Here is a 21,301-nt window from a genome sequence, read left to right on the forward strand (position 1 = left end):
CGGTCGCGGGGCGGACGTGCTTCTCGTAGAAGGCTCGTACGGCCGCCGAGTCGATGGCCGCGACCGTCTCCTCGCTGCCCTGGCGCGGGCGGGACATGCGCGACGTCGCCGGGAACAGCTCCTTGAAGAGTTCCTTGGCGGCGCGGCGGGAGGGGTTGGCCAGCTCGTGCGGGATCTCGTCGAGGCGGTTGCGGACGAGGCGCTCGACCTCGCTGTCGGCGAAGGCGGGCGCCCTGAGGGCGTCGGCGAGCAGCCCGAGTGCCTTGGCCAGCCGTGAGGCCGGCACCTCGAGGCTCAGACGGATGCCGGGGTGGTCGGCGTAGGCGTCCAGGGTGGCGCCGCAGCGCTCGAGCTCGGCGGCGAACTCCTCGGCGGAGTGCTTGTCGGTGCCCTCGGAGAACGCCCGCGCGGTGATCGTGGCGACACCGTCGAGCACGGCCGGCTCGGCCTCCAGGGGCGCGTCGAGCAGCACCTCGACGGCGACGACCTGCTGGCCGGGACGGTGGCAGCGCAGCACCGTCAGACCGTTGCCGAGGATGGTGCGCTCGGGGGCCGGGAAGGCCCAGGGCCGGGCCTCGCCCGCCTGCGGCTGGGGGTGGAAATCCATCGTGGCGAGCTCGGTCACTTCGCCGTCTCCTCGTTCTCGTCGGTACCGGCGGCCGCGGCTTCCTCGGCGCCGGCAGCTTCTTCGGACTCCCCTGCCCCGGAGGCGACGGGCTCGTAGACGAGCACCGCACGGTTGTCGGGACGCAGGCGGGCCTTGGCGACCTCCCGGACGTCCTCGGCGGTCACGTCGAGGATGCGCCCTACGGCGGTGAGGGCGAGCTGCGGGTCGCCGAACAGGACGGCGTACCGGCACAGCTCGTCGGCCCGGCCGGCGACGGTGCTGAGCCGGTCCAGCCACTCCCGCTCCAGCTGCGCCTGGGCGCGCTCCATCTCCTCGGCCGTGGGGCCCTCCTCGGCGAACCGGGCGAGCTCCTCGTCGACCGCGGCCTCGATGACGGGCACCTCCACGTCACCGGACGTCTTCACGTCCAGCCAGCCCAGGGAGGGCGCCCCGGCCAGCCGCAGCAGGCCGAATCCGGCCGCCACGGCCGTACGGTCCCGTCGCACCAGCCGGTTGTAGAGCCGCGAGGACTCGCCGCCGCCGAGGACGGTGAGCGCCAGGTCCGCCGCGTCGCTCGCGCGCGTGCCGTCCTCGGGCAGCCGGTAGGCGGCCATCAGCGCACGCGAGGGGACCTCCTCCTCGACGAGTTCACGCAGCTCCTCGCCGATGATCCCGGACAGCGAGCCGTCGCGGGGCTCGGGCTTGCCGTCGTGGGACGGGATGGAGCCGAAGTACTTCTCGATCCAGGCGAGCGTCTGCTCCGGGTCGATGTCACCGACGACGGAGAGCACGGCGTTGTTGGGCGCGTAGTACGTGCGGAAGAAGGCGCGGGCGTCCTCCAGGGTGGCCGCGTCCAGGTCCGCCATCGAGCCGATGGGCGTGTGGTGGTACGGGTGGCCCTCCGGGTAGGAGAGGGCGGTCAGCTTCTCGAAAGCCGTGCCGTAGGGGACGTTGTCGTAGCGCTGGCGGCGCTCGTTCTTGACGACGTCCCGCTGGTTCTCCATGGACTCCTCGTCCAGGGCGGCCAGCAGGGAGCCCATGCGGTCGGCCTCGAGCCAGAGGGCGAGTTCCAGCTGGTGGGTCGGCATGGTCTCGAAGTAGTTGGTCCGCTCGAAGCTGGTGGTGCCGTTGAGCGAGCCTCCGGCCCCCTGGACCAGTTCGAAGTGGCCGTTGCCCTTCACCTGGCCGGACCCCTGGAACATGAGGTGCTCGAAAAGGTGAGCCAGGCCGGTGCGGCCCTTGACTTCGTGACGCGAGCCGACGTCGTACCAGAGGCACACCGCCGCGACGGGGGTCAGGTGGTCCTCGGAGAGCACCACGCGCAGGCCGTTGGGCAGCCGGTGCTCGGTCGCTGTCAGGCCGCCGGGGCCTGCCTGGGCGGTGGCCGTGTGACCCATGGGCATGTATGTCCCTTCGATCGCGGAGGCGGTCGTCGCATCCGCCGTTTGTGCCGGTCCTGCCACTGTATGCAAGCGTGCGGAGCACCGGCGAAGTTCCCGGAGGGGACCGGGTACGCCGAGAGCGAGAACCGCGGATACGGGTGAGACGGCACGGTACTCATGGGGTTCGTGGGGTGTACGGGACCGCGCTGGACAGGGGATCACGCCGCGTACGAGGTGCGCGCCCGGCGCCGGCACGCCCCGGTCGCGCCGGGTGCCCCGCTCGCGGTGCCGGCGGGAGGTGCGCGTACTCTGCCGGCACCCCGCCCCGGCCCCCGACGGAGGACAGCGGCGGGGGTCATGGTCCCGGTTGTCGGTGCGGCGGTCCACAATGGTCCGCGTCAGATACCGTCCCACGCTTCAGCAAGGAGCCGGCAGCGATGGCCCGCCGCAGCACGAAGACCCCGCCGCCCGACGACTCGTACGAGGAGCGGATCCTCGACATCGACGTCGTCGACGAGATGCAGGGCTCCTTCCTCGAGTACGCGTACTCGGTCATCTACTCCCGCGCCCTGCCGGATGCGCGCGACGGCATGAAGCCGGTGCACCGGCGCATCGTCTACCAGATGAACGAGATGGGCCTGCGTCCCGACCGCGGCTACGTGAAGTGCGCGCGCGTGGTCGGCGAGGTCATGGGCAAGCTGCACCCCCATGGCGACACATCGATCTACGACGCCCTGGTGCGCATGGCGCAGCCCTTCTCGATGCGGGTCCCCCTGGTCGACGGCCACGGCAACTTCGGCTCCCTGGGCAACGACGACCCGCCGGCGGCCATGCGGTACACCGAGAGCCGGATGACCGAGGCCACGAGCCTGATGACCGAGTCCATCGACGAGGACACGGTCGACTTCGCACCCAACTACGACGGCCAGGAGCAGGAGCCGACGACCCTGCCCGCCGCGTTCCCGAACCTCCTGGTGAACGGCGCGTCGGGCATCGCGGTCGGCATGGCCACCAACATGCCGCCGCACAACCTCCGCGAGGTGATCGCGGCCGCCCGCCACCTGATCCGGCATCCGAACGCGGACCTCGACGCCCTGATGAAGCACGTCCCGGGCCCCGACCTGCCCACCGGCGGCAGGATCGTCGGCCTCCCGGGCATCCGGGACGCGTACGAGAAGGGCCGCGGCACCTTCAAGATCCGCGCGACGGTCACCGTGGAGGAGGTGACCGCCCGCCGCAAGGGCCTGGTCATCACCGAACTGCCGTTCTCGGTGGGCCCGGAGAAGGTGATCGCCAAGATCAAGGACCTGGTCGGTTCGAAGAAGCTCCTGGGCATCGCCGACGTCAAAGACCTCACCGACCGCGCCCACGGTCTGCGGCTGGTCGTCGAGATCAAGAACGGCTTCGTACCGGAGGCGGTCCTGGAGCAGCTGTACAAGCTGACCCCCATGGAGGAGTCCTTCGGCATCAACAACGTGGCCCTGGTGGACGGCCAGCCCCTCACCCTGGGCCTCAAGGAGCTGCTGGAGGTCTATCTCGACCACCGCTTCACTGTGGTCCGCCGCCGCTCGGAGTTCCGCCGCGGCAAGCGGCGCGACCGTCTGCACCTGGTCGAGGGCCTGCTCACGGCGCTGCTGGACATCGACGAGGTCATCCGCCTGATCCGCTCCAGCGACAACTCCGCGCAGGCGAAACAGCGTCTGATGGAGCAGTTCTCGCTGAGCGAGATCCAGACCCAGTACATCCTGGACACCCCCCTGCGCCGCCTCACCAGGTTCGACCGCATCGAACTGGAGGCGGAGCAGGAGCGGCTGAACGCGGAGATCGAGGAGCTGACCCGCATCCTGGAGTCGGACGCGGAGCTGCGCAAGCTGGTCTCGTCCGAACTGGCCGCGGTGGCGAAGAAGTTCGGTAACGACCGCCGTACGGTCCTGCTGGACGGGTCCGCCACCCCGGTCGCCGCCGTGCCGCTTCAGGTGGCGGACGACCCGTGCCGGGTGCTGCTCTCCGACACGGGCCTGCTCGCCCGCACGGCGGACGCGAAGCCGTTCCCCAAGGGGGCGCACGCCAAGCGGGTCAAGCACGACATGATCCTCTCGGCGGTGCCGGCCACCGCCCGGGGCGAGGTGGGCGTGGTCACCTCGACGGGGCGTCTGCTGCGGGTGAACGTCGTCGACCTCCCGCAGCTGCCGGAGTCCATGCCGACCCCGAACCTCTCGGGCGGGGCGCCGATTTCGGAGTTCGTCTCCCTGGAGGACGACGAGCGGGTGATCTGCCTGACGACGCTCGACGAGGCGTCGCCGGGCCTCGCGCTCGGCACGGAACAGGGCGTCGTCAAGCGGGTGGTGCCCGACTACCCCTCCAGCAAGGAGGAACTGGAGGTCATCACCCTCAAGGAGGGCGACCGGATCGTCGGCGCCGTCGAACTGCGCACGGGTGAGGAGGACCTGGTCTTCGTCACCGACGACGCGCAACTGCTGCGCTACCAGGCCTCGCAGGTCCGCCCGCAGGGGCGTCCCGCCGGCGGCGTGGCGGGCATCAAGCTCGCCGAGGGCGCGAAGGTCATCACCTTCACGGCGGTCGATCCGGGGACGGACGCGGTGGTGTTCACGGTCGCCGGCTCGCGCGGCACGCTGGACGACTCCGTCCAGACGACGGCCAAGCTGACCCCGTTCGACCAGTTCCCGCGCAAAGGCCGGGCCACCGGCGGGGTGCGCTGCCAGCGGTTCCTCAAGGGCGAGGACTGCCTGTCCCTGGCCTGGGCCGGCCCCACCCCGGCCCGCGCCTCCCAGAAGAACGGGACGCCGGTCGACCTGCCGGAGCCCGACCCGCGCCGCGACGGCTCGGGAGTGCCGCTGCCGAAGACGGTGGCGGTGGTGGCGGGGCGGGTCTAACCCTGCGGGTCCTCCTGGCCCTGCGGGTCCTCCTGGTCCTGCAGGTCATCGGGCTCCTGCACGTACCGCAGCACGCCCCACATGCCCTGCTCGTCGGCGTGTGGGGCGCCGGGGGCAACGGAGGCGTCGGGGACTTCGCTGCCGCAGGCCTCCTCCAGTTCCTTGCGGAGGACGGCGCTGTCGATGCCGGTCCCGATGAGCACCAGTTGCGTGAGCCGCTCCGTACCGGCCGGCCAGGGCTCCGGGTAGAACCTCAGGAACCGCCCGACGGCATGCACGGCGTACCGGTTCACGGTGTCGTAGGACCCGAAGTCGACGTATCCCTTGATCCGGTAGAGCCCTTCCGGGCGGCTGTCGAGGAACCGGATCAGCCGCCGCGGGTCGAGCGGCGCGGCGGAGGCGAAGGACAGGCTGTCGTACCGGGCGTGCAGATGGCCGGCGTGCTCGTCGGCGTCGGGTCCGTGCCGGTGCAGGTCGTCGAAGGAGAGCTGCCCGACGCGTTCTTCGGTCGGCCTGCAGTCGAAGAGGAGCTCCGGGTCGACACGGCCGTACGTGGCGGGGACGACGGCGGCACGCTCGACGAGCGACCGCACGACATCGAGCAGGCCCTCCGCGTCCGCCGCCCGGTCGAGCTTGTTCACCACGACCAGATCGGCGAGGCCGAGGTGCCGGTCGATCCCGGGGTGCCTGGCCCGGGTCTCCTCGAACTCGGCGGCGTCCACGACCTCGACGAGTCCGCCGTACACGATCCGGGGATGTTCGCTGGCGAGCACCATCCGCACGAGTTCCTGCGGCTCGGCGAGACCGCTGGCCTCGATGACGATGACGTCGATCCCGGCGGACGGCCGCGCCAGCCGCTCGAGATACACGTAGAGCTCGCTGCCGTCGACGGCACAGCACAGGCATCCGTTGCCGAGCGAGACGGTCGAGTCGCCGAGCGCTCCGGCCACGGCCATGGCATCGATCTCGATGGCACCGAAGTCGTTGACGACGGCCCCGATACGACTGCCTCCGCTGTGGTGGAGAAGGTGGTTGAGCAGGGTGGTCTTCCCCGATCCGAGAAATCCGGCCAGGACGACGACCGGAATCTGCCGACCGCTGCTCCGCTCCACCGCGCGACCTCTCTCACCCCTACGCGTACCCCGGCTCGCGCCTCGGCGTACGTCCGGGAATCAACTGACCCCCCAGGATACGAGCAGTGAGAACTGCGGCGAAGTGAACGATTGTTAGCAGCAATCGCGGGGCAGACGTTGGACAAGGCGCCGGATTGTGCGACCCTCGCTTCCCTCCGTGCGCCGCCTCTCCGCCTTCCCGCCGATCAGAGCCGCTCGGCACCCTGGAAGACGGCAAGCGCCGCCCACCGCTCGCCGGTCCCCTGCAGTCGACCCGAACCCCGACGGCCGGCGGACGGCCGCCTGATCGGGGGTAATTGACATGGCCACACGGAAAATTCGCAAGCGCGGGCTTGATGTCGCCGCGGTGGCGGGACTGGGGATGGCCGCGGGCATCCTCGCCACCGCGGCGGTCCAACGCCACACGCTGGAGTCGCTGCGCACCCGCCTGGAACGCCTGGAACAGCAGTCGCACGCCCAGCGGCACGCGAATCTGGCGAGCCAGCAGCGCCAGCACTGGGAACTGCTGAGCAAAGCGATGGACGACCCCGAACTCACCGAAGTCCTGGACATCTTCGAGATTCCGGTCACCGCGCAGAAGCGTCGCCAGTACCTCTTCGCCAACGCCCTGTACACGAACCTGCTCTGCTACTACCGCATCGGCAACCTCAGCCGGGACGAATTCTTCAAACACGCCCGGGGCATGTTTCAGAACCCGATCGTCAGAGAGTACTGGTATGCGACGCGGCATCAGCGCGCGAGCCTGACGGGAACCGAAGAGGCGGAACTCGGCCGGCTGATCGACGACCTGCTGCTGCAACTCGACGAGGCCGACACCGACGAGTGGTGGGTGGTCGGCGAACCACCCCTCGACGCGTGAGCCACAGCACCGCCCCGCAGCAGCACCGCCGTAAGGGGCGGGTCCGTCCGACCGCTGCAACTAGGCGTCCGGGATGTCCGCCTTCGCCTTGATCAGCGTCTCCCGGGAAATCACGACGATGCGTTCGTAGTCGGCCCGAGCCGCGTCCTCGGGCAGTTGGGCGTCGAGCGAATCAGTCATGTCCGTGCCGATGACCGCGAAGTTCCCGTCCACCAACTCGAAGATGTCGGGACAGGTCCCGCCCCCGGTACTGCCTCGATGACGTGGAGCGACACCAAGGCGGCGGATGATCTGACTCACTGATGAATTTCCTTTGTCCTCAAGGCACGAGCGGGCCCGCGCCCGCTGCTACGCGACGGCATCTTCGCAGGTCCGAGCCCCGACCGGGGGACGGCTCGCCACGACGCGACCGCCTCGCACCTCAATAGGCGCAACGCTTGCGCGCATTCATATCACTCTCCGGAGCACGAGTGATCGGAGAACCGGTGATCAGAAAAACTCGGGGTGGTTGACGGCGGATTGCGCCAAGGTGGTGCCGCTCGGCGCTCAGGAACAACTCAGGTTAGGCTCACCTCTGTGAGTACGTGCTCAACCGCCTCCCGCGAGCTCGACGAACCCGTCGCGGGAACAGCGGCCACCGCGAGGACCTGGATCCTGCTGGAACAGCCCGGTCCGTGGGGCCCCAAGGCGCTCACGTCGAGCCACCTCGACCCGGCGCTGGGCCGGGCCCTGGAGGCCGCCGCGTCGGACACCGGGGTGCGTATCGCCCTGATCAGGCGCCCCGGACGCCACGCGGACCGCCGGACGCCCACCCCGCGCCGGGTGTACGCGGCCCACACCGTGCCCGGCAGCGCGTGGCTGCACGCCGCCACGACCACGGACCCCGAGCGCCTGCTCGGCCTCGACTTCGCGGCCCTCGGCAGGGGGCACAGCGGCACCTTCGCCGCGGCACTCGGCGGGCGGCCGCACGAGGGCGACCCGCTCGCCCTCGTCTGCACCAACGGCAAGCGCGACCGCTGCTGCGCACTTCTCGGCCGGCCCCTGGCGGCCGAGCTCGCCGCCTCCGGTGTCGAGGGCGTCTGGGAGGTCACCCACCTGGGCGGACACCGCTTCTCCCCCACGGTTCTCGTACTGCCCCACGGCTACGCGTACGGCAGGGCCGAGGCGCGTACCGTCGAGGAGGCGCTGCGCGGCGCGCAGGAGGGCCGGATTCTTGTGGAGGGGTGCCGCGGGAGCTCCGCCTGGGAGCGCCCCGGCCAGGCGGCCGAGCTGGCCGTGCGCACCGCGGTGGGCGAGTACGCCGCCGGAGCGCTGACCGTCGTACGGACGGACGGCGCGGCCCCGTGCTGGGAGGTGACCGTCGCGCACGCCGACGGGCGCCACTGGTGCGTGGAGGTGGCCCAGGGGTCGTCCCTGCCGCCCCGCGCGGAGAGCTGCGGGTCGGCGCTGGGCTCGCCCGCGCGGATGGACGTGGTGGCGATCCGCGAGGTGACCATGGCCGCGCTCGCGAGCTGACCGGAACACCGTTGCGTGGGGTGGGGTGGCCGCCCCGCACCTGAGCGTCGTCGCACGGCCCCGCCCCACTCGGACGCCCCGGCGCCGTCACGGCCCGCGTCACACGGCCCCCGCGCCCGTCAGCGACCGCACCTCCGCCTCCGCGTGCTTGGCCTCGTCGGGAATCTCGGCCGAGGTGACCGTGCCGAGCCAGCCGGCGAGGAAGCCGAGCGGGATGGAGACCAGGCCGGGGTTCTGGAGCGGGAAGAGGTGGAAGTCGACACCGGGGAACAGGGATTCCGGACTGCCGGAGACCACCGGGGACAGCAGGACCAGCACCATGGCCGGGATCAGCCCGCCGTAGACGGCCCACACGGCGCCCCGGGTGGTGAATCCGCGCCAGAACAGGGAGTAGAGCAGCACGGGCAGGTTGGCGGAGGCGGCCACGGCGAAGGCCAGCCCGACGAGGAAGGCGACATTGAGATCACGGGCCAGCAGGCCGAGCGCGATCGCCAGCACGCCGATGCCGAGCGCGGCCACCCGGGCCACGGCCACCTCGCTGCGCGGCTTTCCACCGCGGCGCCGCAGGGACGCGTACAGGTCGTGGGCGACGGACGCCGACGAGGCGAGCGTGATCCCGGCGACGACGGCGAGGATCGTGGCGAAGGCGACCGCGGCGACGATCGCGAACAGCACCGTTCCGCCGGTGGAGCCGGCGCCGCCGCCGAGGTCGAGCGCCAGCAGCGGAACCGCCGTGTTCCCGGCCGCGTTGGACCCGCGCACGGCGTCCGGTCCGACGACGGCGGCGGCACCGAACCCGAGCACGATCGTCATCAGGTAGAACCCGCCGATGAGCCCGATCGACCAGACGACCGAGCGCCGGGCCGCCCGCGCGGTCGGGACGGTGTAGAAGCGGGACAGGATGTGCGGCAGCCCGGCCGTGCCCAGCACCAGTGCGAGCCCCAGGCTCATGAAGTCGAACCGGGACGTCCAGTCCCCGCCGTAGGCGAGCCCGGGGGCCAGGAACGCCTCTCCGTGACCGCTGCGCTCGGCCGCCGTGAGCAGCAGTCGGTTGAAGTCGCCGTGGAACCGCAGCAGGACGAGGACGGTCAGCACGACGGTGCCGCCGAGCAGCAGGACCGCCTTGACGATCTGGATCCAGGTGGTGGCCCGCATCCCTCCCATCGACACGTAGATCACCATGAGCGCCCCGACGCCGACGACGGTCCAGGCCTGCGCCGCCTCGCTCCGGCCGCCGAGCAGCAGCGCGACCAGGCTGCCCGCGCCCACCATCTGCGCCACCAGGTACAGCACGGACACGGTGACCGACGACGTTCCCGCGGCGATGCGGACGGGACGTTCCCGCATCCGGGCGGCCACCACGTCGGCGAGGGTGAACCGGCCGCAGTTGCGCACCAGTTCCGCGACCAGGAGCAACACCACGAGCCAGGCCACCAGGAAGCCCACCGAGTACAGCATCCCGTCGTAGCCGAAGAGGGCGATCAGTCCGGAGATGCCGAGGAAGGAGGCGGCGGACATGTAGTCGCCCGCGATGGCAAAACCATTCTCCATCGGTGAGAAGAGCCGACCGCCGGCGTAGAACTCCTCGGCCGATCCCTGCCGTCGGCGGCTCACCCAGGTGGTGATCCCCAGGGTGACCGCGACGAACGCGCTGAACAGCAGGAGTGCCAGCGCCTGGTGATTGCCCGTCATGATTCACCGCCCCGGCCGCGCGCCAATTCCTGTGTGTCCCAGCGCAGTTCGAGTGCCGCCCGGTCCCTGCGCAGCCGTGCGTGCCGTGCGTAGGCCCAGGTGAGCAGGAACGTGGTCAGGAACTGGCCGAGCCCGGCGAGCATCCCCACGTTCACGGCGCCGGACACCGGCCGCGCCATCAGGTCCGGCGCGGTGGTGGCGGTCACGACGTACGCCACGTACCAGGCGCAGAAGACGACGACCGCCGGGACCACGAACCTCCGGTAGCGGCTGCGCACTTCCTGGAACGCGGCGCTGCGCTGGACCTGGAGGTACACGTCCGCCACCGCCGCGGCGCCTTCCCGCCCGCGCGCGGCCGGTACGCCCGCCGCCCGCACCGGCGGTGTGCGAACCGCCGTGGGTGCTCCGGTGCCCTTGCCGGTGCCCTCGCCCCAGCCCGAGGCGAGCGCGTCGTACCAGGGGTCGTCATAGCTCACGGCACCGAACGGCCCGCCGGGGAGCGGGAGATGGCCGCCGTCGGGTTGTCCGGGCGAGCCTTGCCCGGGAGGCGCGGAGCGTCTTTCTCCATGTCCGGCGGGACCCTCAGGACCGCCTCCGCCCGGGTGGGGGCGGTCATCGCTTTGCTGCATGCCCAAGAATGGGCAGAACGGGAGGATCCCCGGCTCTTCTTCCCGTTCTGCTTCACCCCATCAGGTGACAGCGGGGACCGCTCCGCGTCGGTCGCACGGCGGTCACGCGTCGATGCGCGACCGGTCCAGTGTCGCCGCCGAGCTGGAGATGAACTCCTTGCGCGGAGCGACGTCGTTGCCCATGAGCAGATCGAAGACCTGCTCGGCGGCCTCCAAGTCGGTGAGGTTGATCCGGCGCAGGGTGCGGTGGCGCGGGTCCATGGTGGTCTCGGCCAGCTGGTCGGCGTCCATCTCGCCGAGACCCTTGTAGCGCTGGATCGAGTCCTTGTAGCGGATGTTCCCGGTCTGGAACTCCATCAGCTTGTCGCGCAGCTCGCGGTCCGAGTACGTGTACACGTACTTGTCCTGACCCTTCTTGGGCTGGACGAGCTCGATACGGTGCAGCGGCGGCACCGCGGCGAACACCCGGCCGGACTCGACCATGGGCCGCATGTAGCGGTGGAACAGCGTCAGGAGCAGGGTGCGGATGTGGGAGCCGTCCACATCGGCGTCGGTCATCATGATGATCTTGCCGTAGCGAGCCGCGTCGATATCGAACGTCCGCCCGGATCCGGCCCCTATGACCTGGATGATCGCCCCGCACTCCGCGTTCTTCAGCATGTCCGTCACGGACGACTTCTGAACGTTGAGGATCTTGCCCCGGATCGGCAGCAGCGCCTGGAACTCGGAGTTCCGCGCGAGCTTCGCCGTACCGAGGGCGGAGTCTCCCTCGACGATGAACAGCTCGCTGCGCTCGACGTCGTCGCTGCGGCAGTCGGCCAGCTTGGCGGGCAGCGAGGAGGACTCCAGGGCCGTCTTGCGGCGCTGGGCGTCCTTGTGCTGACGGGCGGCGATGCGGGTCCGGGCCGCGGCGACCGCCTTCTCCAGGACCACGCGGGCCTGCTGGGCGGCATCGCGCTTGGTGGAGGTCAGGAAGGCCTTGAGCTCCCGGGAGATCACGGTGTTGACGATGCGGCGGGCCGCCGAGGTGCCGAGGACCTCCTTGGTCTGGCCCTCGAACTGCGGCTCGGCCAGGCGGACGGTGACGACCGCCGTGAGGCCCTCCAGGGCGTCGTCCTTGACGATGTCGTCCTCGGCCACGCGCAGCATCTTCTTCGTGCGCAGCACCTCGTTCACCGTCTTGGCGACGGCCTGCTCGAAGCCGGCGACATGGGTGCCCCCCTTGGGGGTGGCGATGATGTTGACGAACGACCGGAGCGTCGTGTCGTAGCCGGTCCCCCAGCGCATCGCGACGTCGACGCCGAGCTCGCGGGTCACCTCGGTGGGTGTCATCTGGCCGTACTCGTCCAGGACCGGGACCGTCTCCTTGAAGGTGCCCTGCCCCGTGAAGCGGAGGGTGTCGCAGACGGCCTTGTCGGTGGCCAGGAACTCGCAGAACTCGCTGATGCCGCCGTCGAAGCGGAAGGACTCCTCGCCCTTGCTGCCACCGTCGCCGAGCCCGAGCTCGTCACGGACGACGATGGTCAGGCCGGGCACCAGGAACGCGGTCTGGCGGGCGCGCTGGTGCAGGGTCTCCAGGGTCGGCTTGGCGTCCTTGAGGAAGATCTGGCGGTCGGCCCAGTAGCGCACACGCGTGCCGCTGCGGGTCTTCGGGATCTTCTTGGTCCTGCGCAGCCCGCTCCCGGCCTCGAACTTCGCGTCCGGGCCCAGGGCGGCGAAGGCGCCGGGGACGCCGCGGCGGAAGCTGATCGCGTGGGTGTGCCCACCGCGGTCCACCTCGACGTCCAGCCGCGCGGAGAGCGCGTTGACGACGGACGCGCCGACGCCGTGCAGTCCGCCGGAGGCGGCGTACGAACCGCCGCCGAACTTGCCGCCGGCGTGCAGCTTGGTCATGACGACCTCGACACCGGAGAGGCCGGTCTTGGGCTCCACGTCGACCGGGATGCCGCGGCCGTTGTCCCGGACCTCCACCGAGCCGTCGTCGTGGAGGATCACATCGATGTGGTCGCAGTGGCCCCCGAGGGCCTCGTCCACCGAGTTGTCGATGATCTCCCAGAGGCAGTGCATCAGACCGCGGCTGTCGGTCGATCCGATGTACATTCCGGGGCGCTTCCGCACGGCCTCGAGCCCCTCGAGGACGAGCAGGTGCCGCGCGGTGTAATTGGAACCGTCCCGGTCTGCTCCTGCCAGCAGCGCTGTGGACGGCACGGACGTCTCGGCGGTCACGCGGTTCGCTCCTCGCTGAATTTCAGATGGGGCCCTCATGGGTAAGGGCGCGTCGCTTGTCACCGGTGAGAGGGTACCGAGGCCTGGTAGAGCCGTTGTCACGCCACCCTCGTCTGAAACCTAGACTAGTCGAGAGTCGTATACCTGTTCGATCCCTCGATGGAGTGAAGCACACATCACGTTCCCTTCCAGGCATGAACCATTTAGGCTCCGGGCACGTCCTCAAGAACAACCGGCAACCCAGCCGGGAGGGCCGACCACCACCGATCCGACGCGAATCCGTACGACGACACAGACACGCGATACGGCACATTCGCCGCCAACCGGCAACATCCGGCCACCTCGGAAAGATTTTTTCGAGAAGCAGCCACGAGCGGGAACGTTTTGGGCCTGGTTGGATGTTGACCCTGGTACGACAGCTCGTCGAGCTAGAGAAGAGGCGACGTGACTACTGTTCTGACCCCCGCGAGCCCCCTGACGGCCGCCGATCGCTGCGACCGCTGCGGCGCCCAGGCATACCTGCGCGTCGTCCTGCTGAGCGGCGGAGAACTGCTCTTCTGCGCCCACCACGGCCGCAAGTTCGAGCCGGAACTCAAGAAGATCGCCGCCGAGATACAGGACGAGAGCGAGCGGCTGACTTCCCCGTCGGCCCCTGCCGTCGAGGAAGAGCGCTGATCACGGAGACGCGCTGACATCTCGCGTACGACGACGAGCCAGACCGGCACAAGCCGGCAGGAGGGGCGGCTGCCTCCGATGCGGAGACAGCCGCCTTTTTCTCGTGCGCTTTCACCCCTGGCCCTTTCCTCGGCCCCGGGTCGGCCCCGGGTAACTGCCGGGAGAGCCCCGGGAGAGCCCCGGGAGGCCCGCTCAGGGCTCGCCAGGCGCTCTCAGGGGCCGTCGGGCGCCGCCTTTCCGTCCTGCTGGGCCGAAGCCCGGCCGAGCGTCCGCATAACCTCGGACACACGCGTGTAGACCCCGGGACTGTCCGCCCAGCCGCATCCGCTGCCCCAGGACACCAGGCCTATCAGCCGCCCCTCGGCCACCAGCGGTCCGCCGCTGTCCCCCTGGCAGGCGTCCGGCCCGCCGTCCTGCTCACCGGCGCACAGCATGGTCCCGGCGCGGTACGCGCCCTCGCTGCCGCCCGGGTAGGCCTCCTCGCANNCAGCCTGCACGCGGCCCGGGTAGGCCTCCTCGCACAGGGCGTCGCGCAGCACACGCACCCGGGCCGCGTGCAGGCTGCCAGCATAGGTCCCTGATCCCGTGGTGTCCCCCCAGCCGTAGACGGTCGCGGGGGTATCGGCCCAGTACCCGGGATCGCCCGCGCCGGCCATGCCGATCACCGAGCCGGAGGGCAGCGGTGCGGCCAGGGTGAGCACGGCGAAATCTCCGGAGTTGCTGAGCGGGTCGTAGCCCGGATTCACCCAGGTCTCGCTCACCTCTGTCTCCTCCCCCTGGTCCGACAGCAGATCCGTACGACCGGAGATCACTCTGAGGTCGGGCACCCGGTCCGGCGTCGCTCCCAGAACCTCCTCGCTCATGCAGTGGGCGGCGGTGAGCACCGTGGTCCGGCCGACGGCCACACCCCCGCAGAACTGTCCCGCCCGGGTACCCCCGAACCGGTCACGGCTGGACAGCGCCACGGTCCAAGGACTCTGGGCCACATCGACCGGAAACCCTCCGACGACGATGCGGTCCGCGACCGCCGGAGCCGCCGGAGCGGCCGCTGCCAGCGGTATCGCGGTCGTGGCAGCGGCGATGACCAGTGGCCGGGCCAGGGCCCGGGCTAGGCGACGACGCATGCGCTCTCCTCACACTGGGGAATTGATGGGATACCCAGAGTGATTCACCCCGTCATGCCCCGCACCCGCGGAGCAGCACCGAGGCCCGGCCCCCTGAAGGGGCCGGGCCTCGGTTCGACCTCGCGGGACCGCTGCGATCGCTGCCCTAGTCGAGGTAGTCGCGCAGGACCTGGGAGCGCGACGGGTGACGCAGCTTCGACATGGTCTTGGACTCGATCTGACGGATGCGCTCGCGCGTGACGCCGTACACCTTGCCGATCTCGTCGAGGGTCTTCGGCTGACCGTCGGTGAGACCGAAACGCATGGAGACGACGCCCGCCTCGCGCTCGGACAGGGTGTCCAGGACGGAGTGCAGCTGCTCCTGCAGAAGCGTGAAGCTGACCGCGTCGGCCGGGACGACGGCCTCGGAGTCCTCGATGAGGTCACCGAACTCGCTGTCGCCGTCCTCGCCCAGCGGGGTGTGCAGGGAGATGGGCTCACGACCGTACTTCTGGACCTCGATGACCTTTTCCGGGGTCATGTCGAGTTCCTTGGCCAGCTCCTCCGGGGTGGGCTCGCGGCCCAGGTCCTGGAGCATCTGGCGCTGCACACGCGCGAGCTTGTTGATGACCTCGACCATGTGCACCGGGATGCGGATGGTGCGGGCCTGGTCGGCCATCGCGCGGGTGATCGCCTGACGGATCCACCAGGTGGCGTAGGTGGAGAACTTGTAGCCCTTGGTGTAGTCGAACTTCTCCACCGCGCGGATCAGACCGAGGTTGCCCTCCTGGATGAGGTCCAGGAACAGCATGCCGCGGCCGGTGTAGCGCTTGGCCAGGGAGACCACCAGACGGAGGTTGGCCTCCAGAAGGTGGTTCTTGGCGCGCCGGCCGTCCTCGGCGATGATCTCCAGCTCGCGCTTGAGCTTCGGCGCCAGCTTGTCGGAGTTGGCCAGTTTGTCCTCGGCGAACAGACCGGCTTCGATCCGCTTGGCGAGTTCGACCTCCTGCTCGGCGTTGAGCAGGGGCACCTTGCCGATCTGCTTGAGGTAGTCCTTGACCGGGTCGGCGGTGGCACCGGCGGCGGCGACCTGCTGGGCGGGCGCGTCGTCCTCGTCCTCGTCGGAGAGGACGAAACCGGCGGCCTCGGTGCCCTCCGGCTCGTCCGTCGCCTTGGTCTCCTCGACGGTCTCTTCGTCGGTCGCCTCGGCGTCGTCCTTCTTGGCGGCGGTCTTCTTGGCGGCCGTCTTCTTCACCGCCGTCTTCTTGGCGGCCGCCTTCTTCGCGGTGGTCTTCTTGGCAGCCGCCTTCTTGACGGGTGCCTCCTCCTCGGCGCCGTCGGGTGCGGCCGACGCGGCGGTGGCGGCGGCCTTCCGGGTGGTCGTCGCCTTCGTCGTGACCGTCCTGGTCGCGGTGCGCTTGGCGGGACTCTTCGCGGCGACGCTCTTTCGTGTGCGCTTGGGTTCCGCGGCACTGACCATCAGCGTCACACCCTCTTCCTCGAGGATCTGGTTGAGGCTGCGCAGTACGTTCTTCCACTGAGTGGCCGGAATCTGGTCAGCTTCGAAGGCCCGACGCACGTCATCGCCGGCGATCTGCCCCTCAGCCTTTCCCCGCTCGATGAGCGCCATGACAGAGACGGATTCGGCGATCTCCGGCGGGAGCGTACGGGATGTGCTGGCCGACACGAACAACCTCTCGGGACGTTGAGAAAACGGCTTCCGGCCCCGTCCACGACGGACAGGAGCCGACCGCCGGCTTGGGGATGGGCCGACGATGCGGGCGGGGGCCGGGGAGTTGCACAGCGCCGTGAACGGCGTCCGTATTCCCTCCGCGACTGTCACCTCTTAGGTCATCGCGTTCTTTCCAGGAGCGTTACGCCCAATCCGCGTGGCCCGAGTCACACCCCGTAAGTGTCCATAATCGATCAGATCACGACAAAGACGGTCACTCGGGGGTGACGGCGGCACTGTGCCGGACCTTACGGCCCCTTCATCACTGTAGGACCCCGCGGGATCGAAGGTGATCCCGCGGGGTCCTACAGCGGGCGGCTCACCGGTCGGAGGGTGCCACAGGAGGGGGATGGCAGGCCGGGCCGTCCGCAGAACGCGGTCAGCGCTAGCGCGGGCCGGGTACCACTCGCTCGACCTCGGGGTGGATCATCAGCAACTGGCGCATGGCCGCTTCGGCCGCCGCGCCGTCGCCGCCGGCGAGCGCGTCGACGATCCGGCCGTGGTGCGCGAGCGACGCTTCGTTCGGCCGCTCACAGCCCGTGAGCGGCCCGCCCGAGACCTGCAGCGCAGCGGACACGATCCCGGAAAGGTGCTCCAGCATGCGGTTGCCGGCGAGCTGGATCAGCAGCGAATGGAATTCGGAGTCGGCTCGGGCGAAGGTCAGCGCGTCGCCCTGCCCCATGGCGTGACCCATGATCTCCACCATGTCGGACAGACGCTGCTGGACCTCCTCGCGTCCGTGCCCGGCGGCGAGCCGGGCGGCCAGCGGCTCGATCGTCCAGCGCAGCTCGCTGAGCTCACGGCGCTGGTCGTCGCGCTGCGGTCCGAAGGCCCTCCACTCGATGATGTCCTGGTCGAGCAGATTCCAGTCGCTGACCGGGCGCACGCGCGTGCCGACATTGGGGCGGGCGCTGACCAGGCCCTTGGCCTCCAGGACACGGAGCGACTCGCGGACGACGGTGCGGGAGACCTCGAAGCGCTGGCCGATCTCCTCGGGAACCAGGGGCCGGTCGGCGCCCAGATCACCCGAGACGATCATCTGGCCCAGCTGCTGGACGAGTTGGCCGTGCAACCCGCGGCCGCGGTTGCCCGCGCTGCGGCGGCTCCCACGGCCCAGCTCGGGATCGGTGTCCCAGGCAGGGGGCCCGACACGGCCGCCGGCGGGCGCGTCGGCATAGGGGTAGCGGTCGATTTCGCCCGGACCCGCGAGGCCGGAGTCTGCGGAGCGGGCGGTGGTCATCATGGTGTGCGCAAGGGTACTCACGCATCCTTTTTCGGCGCGGCTCCCAACTCCCTTGAGGAGTTTGGTGAAAAGCACACGAAAGGGTGATCGCTCACCCCGTCGCAATTGACGCCTTATCGGAAGGAAGCGGGCTCCCTCCGGGGAGTTGCAGGCATCGGCGGACCGATCGAGGCACCGTCGATCGTCATCGGGCCCTGTTGCGCAAGGATGTGAGCAGATACGCGCAGAGCAGCACCACGAGGGACAACGCCACTGCGCCACCCACCGGTTGGGCCATCATCCGCAGCGCCCCCTCCAGATACCGTTCGCCCTCGAAGGACCCGCGGAGCGGGGTCACCTCGCGCATCCGCAGGGGCGCCCCGGCCGCGGCCCGCACCGGCGGCCCCTCGGTCAGCTTGCGCACGAGGGGCCCGACGAGGAGGGGGACGGCGACGACCGTGGCGAGACCGGCGGCGGTGGACCGGAAGACCCCTGCGGCCAGCACTCCCACCCAGGCGCACCCGATCACGAGTCCGAGCCAACTCGCGCCGAGCGGCAGCCAGTCGGCGGGGATCTCGATGAGTTCCCGCCCGTAGACGAGGTGGAGCAGCTCCGCATCGCACCCGATCGTCAGGACGGCCAGCACCAGCGCGGCGGCCGAGGCGACGAGGAGTTTGACCGTCAGCAGCCCCAGTCGCCGGGGTGCCCCGCCCCGGTCCGCCGCCAGGGCGGGGTGGCGGAACTCGTCGCCGAAGGCCAGCGCTCCGAGCAGCCCCGCCCCGATCGCCGCGGGCGGCAGGGGCAGCTCCCTGGGCCACGCGGCCAGCAGGCGCGGCTGCGGGGTGTGTCCGATCCGGGCCAGCAGGACGGCGGTGAGCGCGGACACCACGAGCACGGCCACCCCGACGAGGAACCCGGTCCCGACGCCGGTGGCCCTGCGGATCTCGTAGCGCAGCGGGTGGAGGGGGCGGGGGACGGGGCGAACGGAGACAGGAGGCGGCAGTCCGATCGAGGAGTCGGCCTCCGGGACCCGGTCCTCGTCTCCGGCGCGACCGTCCGCCGGCGAGTGGTCGGCCGGCAGGCGGTCGGCAGGACGGGAGTCCTGAGGGTCGTCGGGTTGCCCGGCGTCGGGGGTGGCGGCGGTCGGCGACGGCGCGGTGGAGGGCGTCGCGGTGGAGGGCGCCCCCTGGTCCGGGGCGGTCGGCCCCTCGGTGCGGAACGCACCCGCGCCAGGCCCCATGTCTCCTACCTCGTCAGCGAGTTGGTGGACGACGATGCCGTGCCGGAAGGCGGTCTCGCCGACCTCCGCGCAGGTACTGCCGTAGACGGAGATACGGTTGCCGCCGTCCTCGGCCACCTCCACGGAACGCCGTTCGGTACGGGCCTCCTTGGTGAGCAGCGCCGAGAGCCGGGTGGCGTGCGGGGTGCGGACGGCGACGCGGGGGCGCAGCCGGGTGCGCGAGAAGTCCACGGCCGGCTGGTCGGCGACGAGCCGGCCTTGATCGAGGGTGACCACCCGGTCCGCGGCGCGCGCCGCTTCCTTGGGGTCGGCCGTGGTGCTCAGGACGGTGCCGCCCTGGTCCGCGTAGGCCCGGAGCATGCCGTGCAGCCAGCGGTTCTCGCCGGCGGAAAGCCCGCGTACGGGTTCGTCGAGCACGAGGGTGTGCGGGTCCCCCAACAGTGCGCAGGCCAGCCCGAGGCGTCGGTCCATGCCCCGCGAAAGCGTGCCGAGGCGCTCCTCCCGCAGGCTCACGAGCCCGACGGCTTCCAGGACTTCGTCCCCGCGACGTACCGGAACTCCCGCCGCGGCACACAGCATGCGGACGTGTCCGCGCACCGTGCGTGCGGGGTGGCCCGGCACATCACCCAGCAGTACGCCGACTTCGCGGGACGGGTGACCGATGCTGTGCAGCGGACGGCCTCTGAAGTAGGTGATGCCACGGCCCGGTTGGAGTTCGAGCATGAGCCTGAGTGCCGTCGTCTTGCCCGCGCCCGGCACTCCGAGCAGCATCGTGATGCGACCTGCGGGTGCCTCGAAGGAGACGTCGTCGACGGCGGGCGGTAGCTCTTTGCGCGGCTTGCTGGTCAGTCCTAGGGCCTGGATCACCCGAAGCAAGATAGCGCGCCATATCGGATTTTCCGGGCACCGCAAGGCCTGCCGACCACAGGGAATTCAGCCGCGCGGAATCCGTGTCCGCGGCCCGCACCGGCCGGAGCCGGACGCCTCTGCCTCGGCCTCCGCGTCACCACCCGCTCCTGCCGCTCGGTGCGTTCACACCTCGGGGCGCAGCATCGGCGGATTGAGCAGGGTGGCTCCGCCGGCCCGGAAGAGCTGAGCGGGACGGCCGCCCTGCCGGGTGGTCGTGCCACCCGTCGGCACCAGGAAGCCCGGTGTACCCGTCACCTTGCGGTGGAAGTTGCGCGGGTCCAAGGCCACACCCCACACGGCCTCGTAGACACGGCGCAGCTCGCCGACGGTGAACTCGGGCGGGCAGAAGGCCGTGGCCAGCCAGCTGTACTCGAGCTTGGCGCCGACGCGTTCCCGGGCGTCGGCCAGGATCCGGTCGTGGTCGAAGGCGAGCCCCCGCACGGAGCCGTACGGGATCCAGCGGGCCTGCGCCGCGTCGCCGCCCCCGCGCGCCTCGGGGGCGTCGGGCAGCAGCGCGGTGAAGGCGACGGAGACGACCCGCATCCGGGGATCGCGGCCGGGTTCGCTGTAGGTCCGCAGCTGCTCCAGGTGCAGCCCGGACACGTCGGTCAGCCCCGTCTCCTCGGCGAGTTCACGCCGGGCGGCGGTCTCCGCCGACTCGTCCGGCTGCACGAACCCGCCCGGCAGCGCCCAGCGGCCCGCGTACGGCTCCTCACCGCGCTCGACGAGCAGCGCGTGCAGCACGCCCGTGCGGAGCGTGAACACGGCGAGGTCGACGGTGACGGCGAAGGGCTCGTAGGCGTACTTGTCGTAGCCGCCCATGACTGCACCCCCTTTTATGGTCAGGTCGACTATAAAAGGGGGTGTGGTCATACACAAGGCCTTAGAGCTCGACCTCCTGCATCAGCATGCCGACCTCGGTGTTCGACAGCCGGCGCAGCCAGCCCGACTTCTGGTCGCCCAGGGTGATCGGCCCGAAGCCGGTGCGCACCAGCTTGTCGACCGGGAAGCCCGCCTCGGCGAGCATGCGGCGCACGATGTGCTTGCGGCCCTCGTGCAGGGTCACCTCGACGAGGTAGTTCTTGCCGGTCTGCTCGACGACGCGGAAGTGGTCCGCGCGCGCGTAACCGTCCTCCAGCTGGATGCCGTCCTTCAGCCGCTTGCCCAGGTCGCGCGGGATCGGCCCGACGATGTGGGCGAGGTAGGTCTTCTTCACCCCGTACCGCGGGTGGGTCAGCCGGTGCGCCAGCTCACCGTGGTTGGTGAGCAGGACGACGCCCTCGGTCTCGGTGTCGAGCCGGCCCACGTGGAACAGCCGGGTCTCGCGGTTGGTGACGTAGTCGCCGAGGCACTGACGCCCCTCGGGGTCCTCCATGGTGGAGACGACACCGGCGGGCTTGTTCAGCGAGAAGAACTGGTAGGACTGGGTGGCGACGGTCAGCCCGTCCACCTTGACCTCGTCCTTCGCCGGGTCGACCCGGCG

Annotated in this window: 17 protein-coding genes and 1 pseudogene; 4 read left to right on the forward strand and 14 right to left on the reverse strand. The window is 70.4% G+C overall.

The window, feature by feature from the left end:
* The coding region (locus AOK11_RS00640; RefSeq protein WP_167353753.1) for a M16 family metallopeptidase at positions 1 to 625 on the reverse strand (625 nt) is incomplete at its 3' end.
* Entirely contained in the window at positions 622 to 2,010 is a 1,389-nt protein-coding gene (locus AOK11_RS00645) for a M16 family metallopeptidase (protein ID WP_079034548.1), read from the reverse strand. The genes AOK11_RS00640 and AOK11_RS00645, both read right to left, overlap by 4 nt.
* A 416-nt stretch (positions 2,011 to 2,426) precedes the next feature.
* Between AOK11_RS00645 and AOK11_RS00650 the strand changes: the two genes are divergently transcribed.
* A complete protein-coding gene (locus AOK11_RS00650; RefSeq protein ID WP_055591630.1) occupies positions 2,427 to 4,883 on the forward strand; it encodes a DNA gyrase/topoisomerase IV subunit A in 2,457 nt (818 codons plus the stop codon).
* Here the strand turns inward: AOK11_RS00650 and AOK11_RS00655 are convergent.
* Entirely contained in the window at positions 4,880 to 5,995 is a 1,116-nt protein-coding gene (locus AOK11_RS00655) for a CobW family GTP-binding protein (protein WP_055591631.1), read from the reverse strand. The two genes, AOK11_RS00650 and AOK11_RS00655, sit on opposite strands and share 4 nt — an antisense overlap.
* Before the next feature lie 322 nt (positions 5,996 to 6,317).
* Here AOK11_RS00655 and AOK11_RS00660 point away from each other — a divergent pair, with 322 nt between their 5' ends.
* A complete protein-coding gene (locus AOK11_RS00660) occupies positions 6,318 to 6,875 on the forward strand; it encodes a DUF6082 family protein (protein ID WP_055591632.1) in 558 nt (185 codons plus the stop codon).
* 60 nt (positions 6,876 to 6,935) lie between these two features.
* Here the strand turns inward: AOK11_RS00660 and AOK11_RS00665 are convergent, their stop codons facing one another.
* On the reverse strand, positions 6,936 to 7,175 hold the full coding sequence (locus AOK11_RS00665) for a hypothetical protein (protein WP_095534314.1): 240 nt from the start codon (positions 7,173 to 7,175) through the stop codon (positions 6,936 to 6,938).
* 276 nt (positions 7,176 to 7,451) lie between these two features.
* On the opposite strand from AOK11_RS00665, the gene AOK11_RS00670 reads away from it, so the two are divergent.
* Complete coding sequence (locus AOK11_RS00670) at positions 7,452 to 8,390, forward strand: sucrase ferredoxin (protein ID WP_055591633.1); 939 nt, start codon at positions 7,452 to 7,454, stop codon at positions 8,388 to 8,390.
* A 99-nt stretch (positions 8,391 to 8,489) separates the two neighbouring features.
* Here AOK11_RS00670 and AOK11_RS00675 read toward each other — a convergent pair whose 3' ends face one another.
* The 3 genes from AOK11_RS00675 to AOK11_RS00685 form a co-directional block, all read right to left on the reverse strand.
* Positions 8,490 to 10,082, reverse strand: coding sequence for a solute symporter family protein (locus tag AOK11_RS00675; RefSeq protein WP_055591634.1), 1,593 nt, complete (start codon positions 10,080 to 10,082; stop codon positions 8,490 to 8,492).
* On the reverse strand, positions 10,079 to 10,711 hold the full coding sequence (locus AOK11_RS00680) for a DUF485 domain-containing protein (RefSeq protein ID WP_079034549.1): 633 nt from the start codon (positions 10,709 to 10,711) through the stop codon (positions 10,079 to 10,081). Before AOK11_RS00680 ends, AOK11_RS00675 begins: the two co-directional genes overlap by 4 nt.
* A 102-nt stretch (positions 10,712 to 10,813) precedes the next feature.
* The gene (locus tag AOK11_RS00685; RefSeq protein WP_055591636.1) at positions 10,814 to 12,937 is read right to left on the reverse strand and encodes a DNA gyrase/topoisomerase IV subunit B; all 2,124 of its coding nucleotides are present in this window, start codon (positions 12,935 to 12,937) and stop codon (positions 10,814 to 10,816) included.
* A gap of 444 nt (positions 12,938 to 13,381) precedes the next feature.
* On the opposite strand from AOK11_RS00685, the gene AOK11_RS00690 reads away from it, so the two are divergent.
* On the forward strand, positions 13,382 to 13,612 hold the full coding sequence (locus tag AOK11_RS00690; RefSeq protein WP_055571934.1) for a DUF7455 domain-containing protein: 231 nt from the start codon (positions 13,382 to 13,384) through the stop codon (positions 13,610 to 13,612).
* Positions 13,613 to 13,824: 212 nt separating this feature from the next.
* Here the strand turns inward: AOK11_RS00690 and AOK11_RS44315 are convergent.
* The 7 genes and pseudogenes from AOK11_RS44315 to AOK11_RS00720 all read right to left on the reverse strand — a co-directional run.
* Positions 13,825 to 14,097, reverse strand: a 273-nt coding sequence (locus AOK11_RS44315) for a trypsin-like serine protease (protein ID WP_240497164.1), incomplete at its 5' end; no start/stop codon positions are given.
* Positions 14,098 to 14,099: 2 nt separating this feature from the next.
* A pseudogene (locus AOK11_RS00695) lies at positions 14,100 to 14,736 on the reverse strand (S1 family peptidase); the annotation flags it as partial.
* A gap of 145 nt (positions 14,737 to 14,881) precedes the next feature.
* Positions 14,882 to 16,402 carry an RNA polymerase sigma factor gene (locus AOK11_RS00700; protein ID WP_055591642.1) on the reverse strand — a complete coding sequence of 507 codons (1,521 nt, stop codon included), beginning with the start codon at positions 16,400 to 16,402 and terminating at the stop codon, positions 14,882 to 14,884.
* A gap of 430 nt (positions 16,403 to 16,832) precedes the next feature.
* Positions 16,833 to 17,711, reverse strand: coding sequence for a FadR/GntR family transcriptional regulator (locus tag AOK11_RS00705; protein WP_079034550.1), 879 nt, complete (start codon positions 17,709 to 17,711; stop codon positions 16,833 to 16,835).
* 163 nt (positions 17,712 to 17,874) lie between these two features.
* Positions 17,875 to 19,776: an ATP-binding cassette domain-containing protein gene (locus tag AOK11_RS00710; RefSeq protein WP_055591639.1), complete on the reverse strand. Its 1,902-nt coding sequence runs from the start codon at positions 19,774 to 19,776 to the stop codon at positions 17,875 to 17,877.
* A 165-nt stretch (positions 19,777 to 19,941) separates the two neighbouring features.
* Positions 19,942 to 20,640, reverse strand: coding sequence for an NUDIX hydrolase (locus AOK11_RS00715; protein WP_055591640.1), 699 nt, complete (start codon positions 20,638 to 20,640; stop codon positions 19,942 to 19,944).
* Positions 20,641 to 20,701: 61 nt separating this feature from the next.
* Positions 20,702 to 21,301 (reverse strand): pseudouridine synthase (locus AOK11_RS00720; protein WP_157869254.1); only part of this gene is annotated, 600 nt, incomplete at its 5' end.

The sequence above is a fragment of the Streptomyces hirsutus genome, assembly GCF_001418415.1.
GTDB classification, from domain to species: domain Bacteria; phylum Actinomycetota; class Actinomycetes; order Streptomycetales; family Streptomycetaceae; genus Streptomyces; species Streptomyces hirsutus.

Coding starts and splice junctions, on each gene's coding strand:
- AOK11_RS00645 (WP_079034548.1), bottom strand. CDS start 2,010: ATGCCCATGGGTCACACGGCCACCGCCCAGGCAGGCCCCGGCGGCCTG.
- AOK11_RS00650 (WP_055591630.1), top strand. CDS start 2,427: ATGGCCCGCCGCAGCACGAAGACCCCGCCGCCCGACGACTCGTACGAG.
- AOK11_RS00660 (WP_055591632.1), top strand. CDS start 6,318: ATGGCCACACGGAAAATTCGCAAGCGCGGGCTTGATGTCGCCGCGGTG.
- AOK11_RS00675 (WP_055591634.1), bottom strand. CDS start 10,082: ATGACGGGCAATCACCAGGCGCTGGCACTCCTGCTGTTCAGCGCGTTC.
- AOK11_RS00680 (WP_079034549.1), bottom strand. CDS start 10,711: ATGCAGCAAAGCGATGACCGCCCCCACCCGGGCGGAGGCGGTCCTGAG.
- AOK11_RS00715 (WP_055591640.1), bottom strand. CDS start 20,640: ATGGGCGGCTACGACAAGTACGCCTACGAGCCCTTCGCCGTCACCGTC.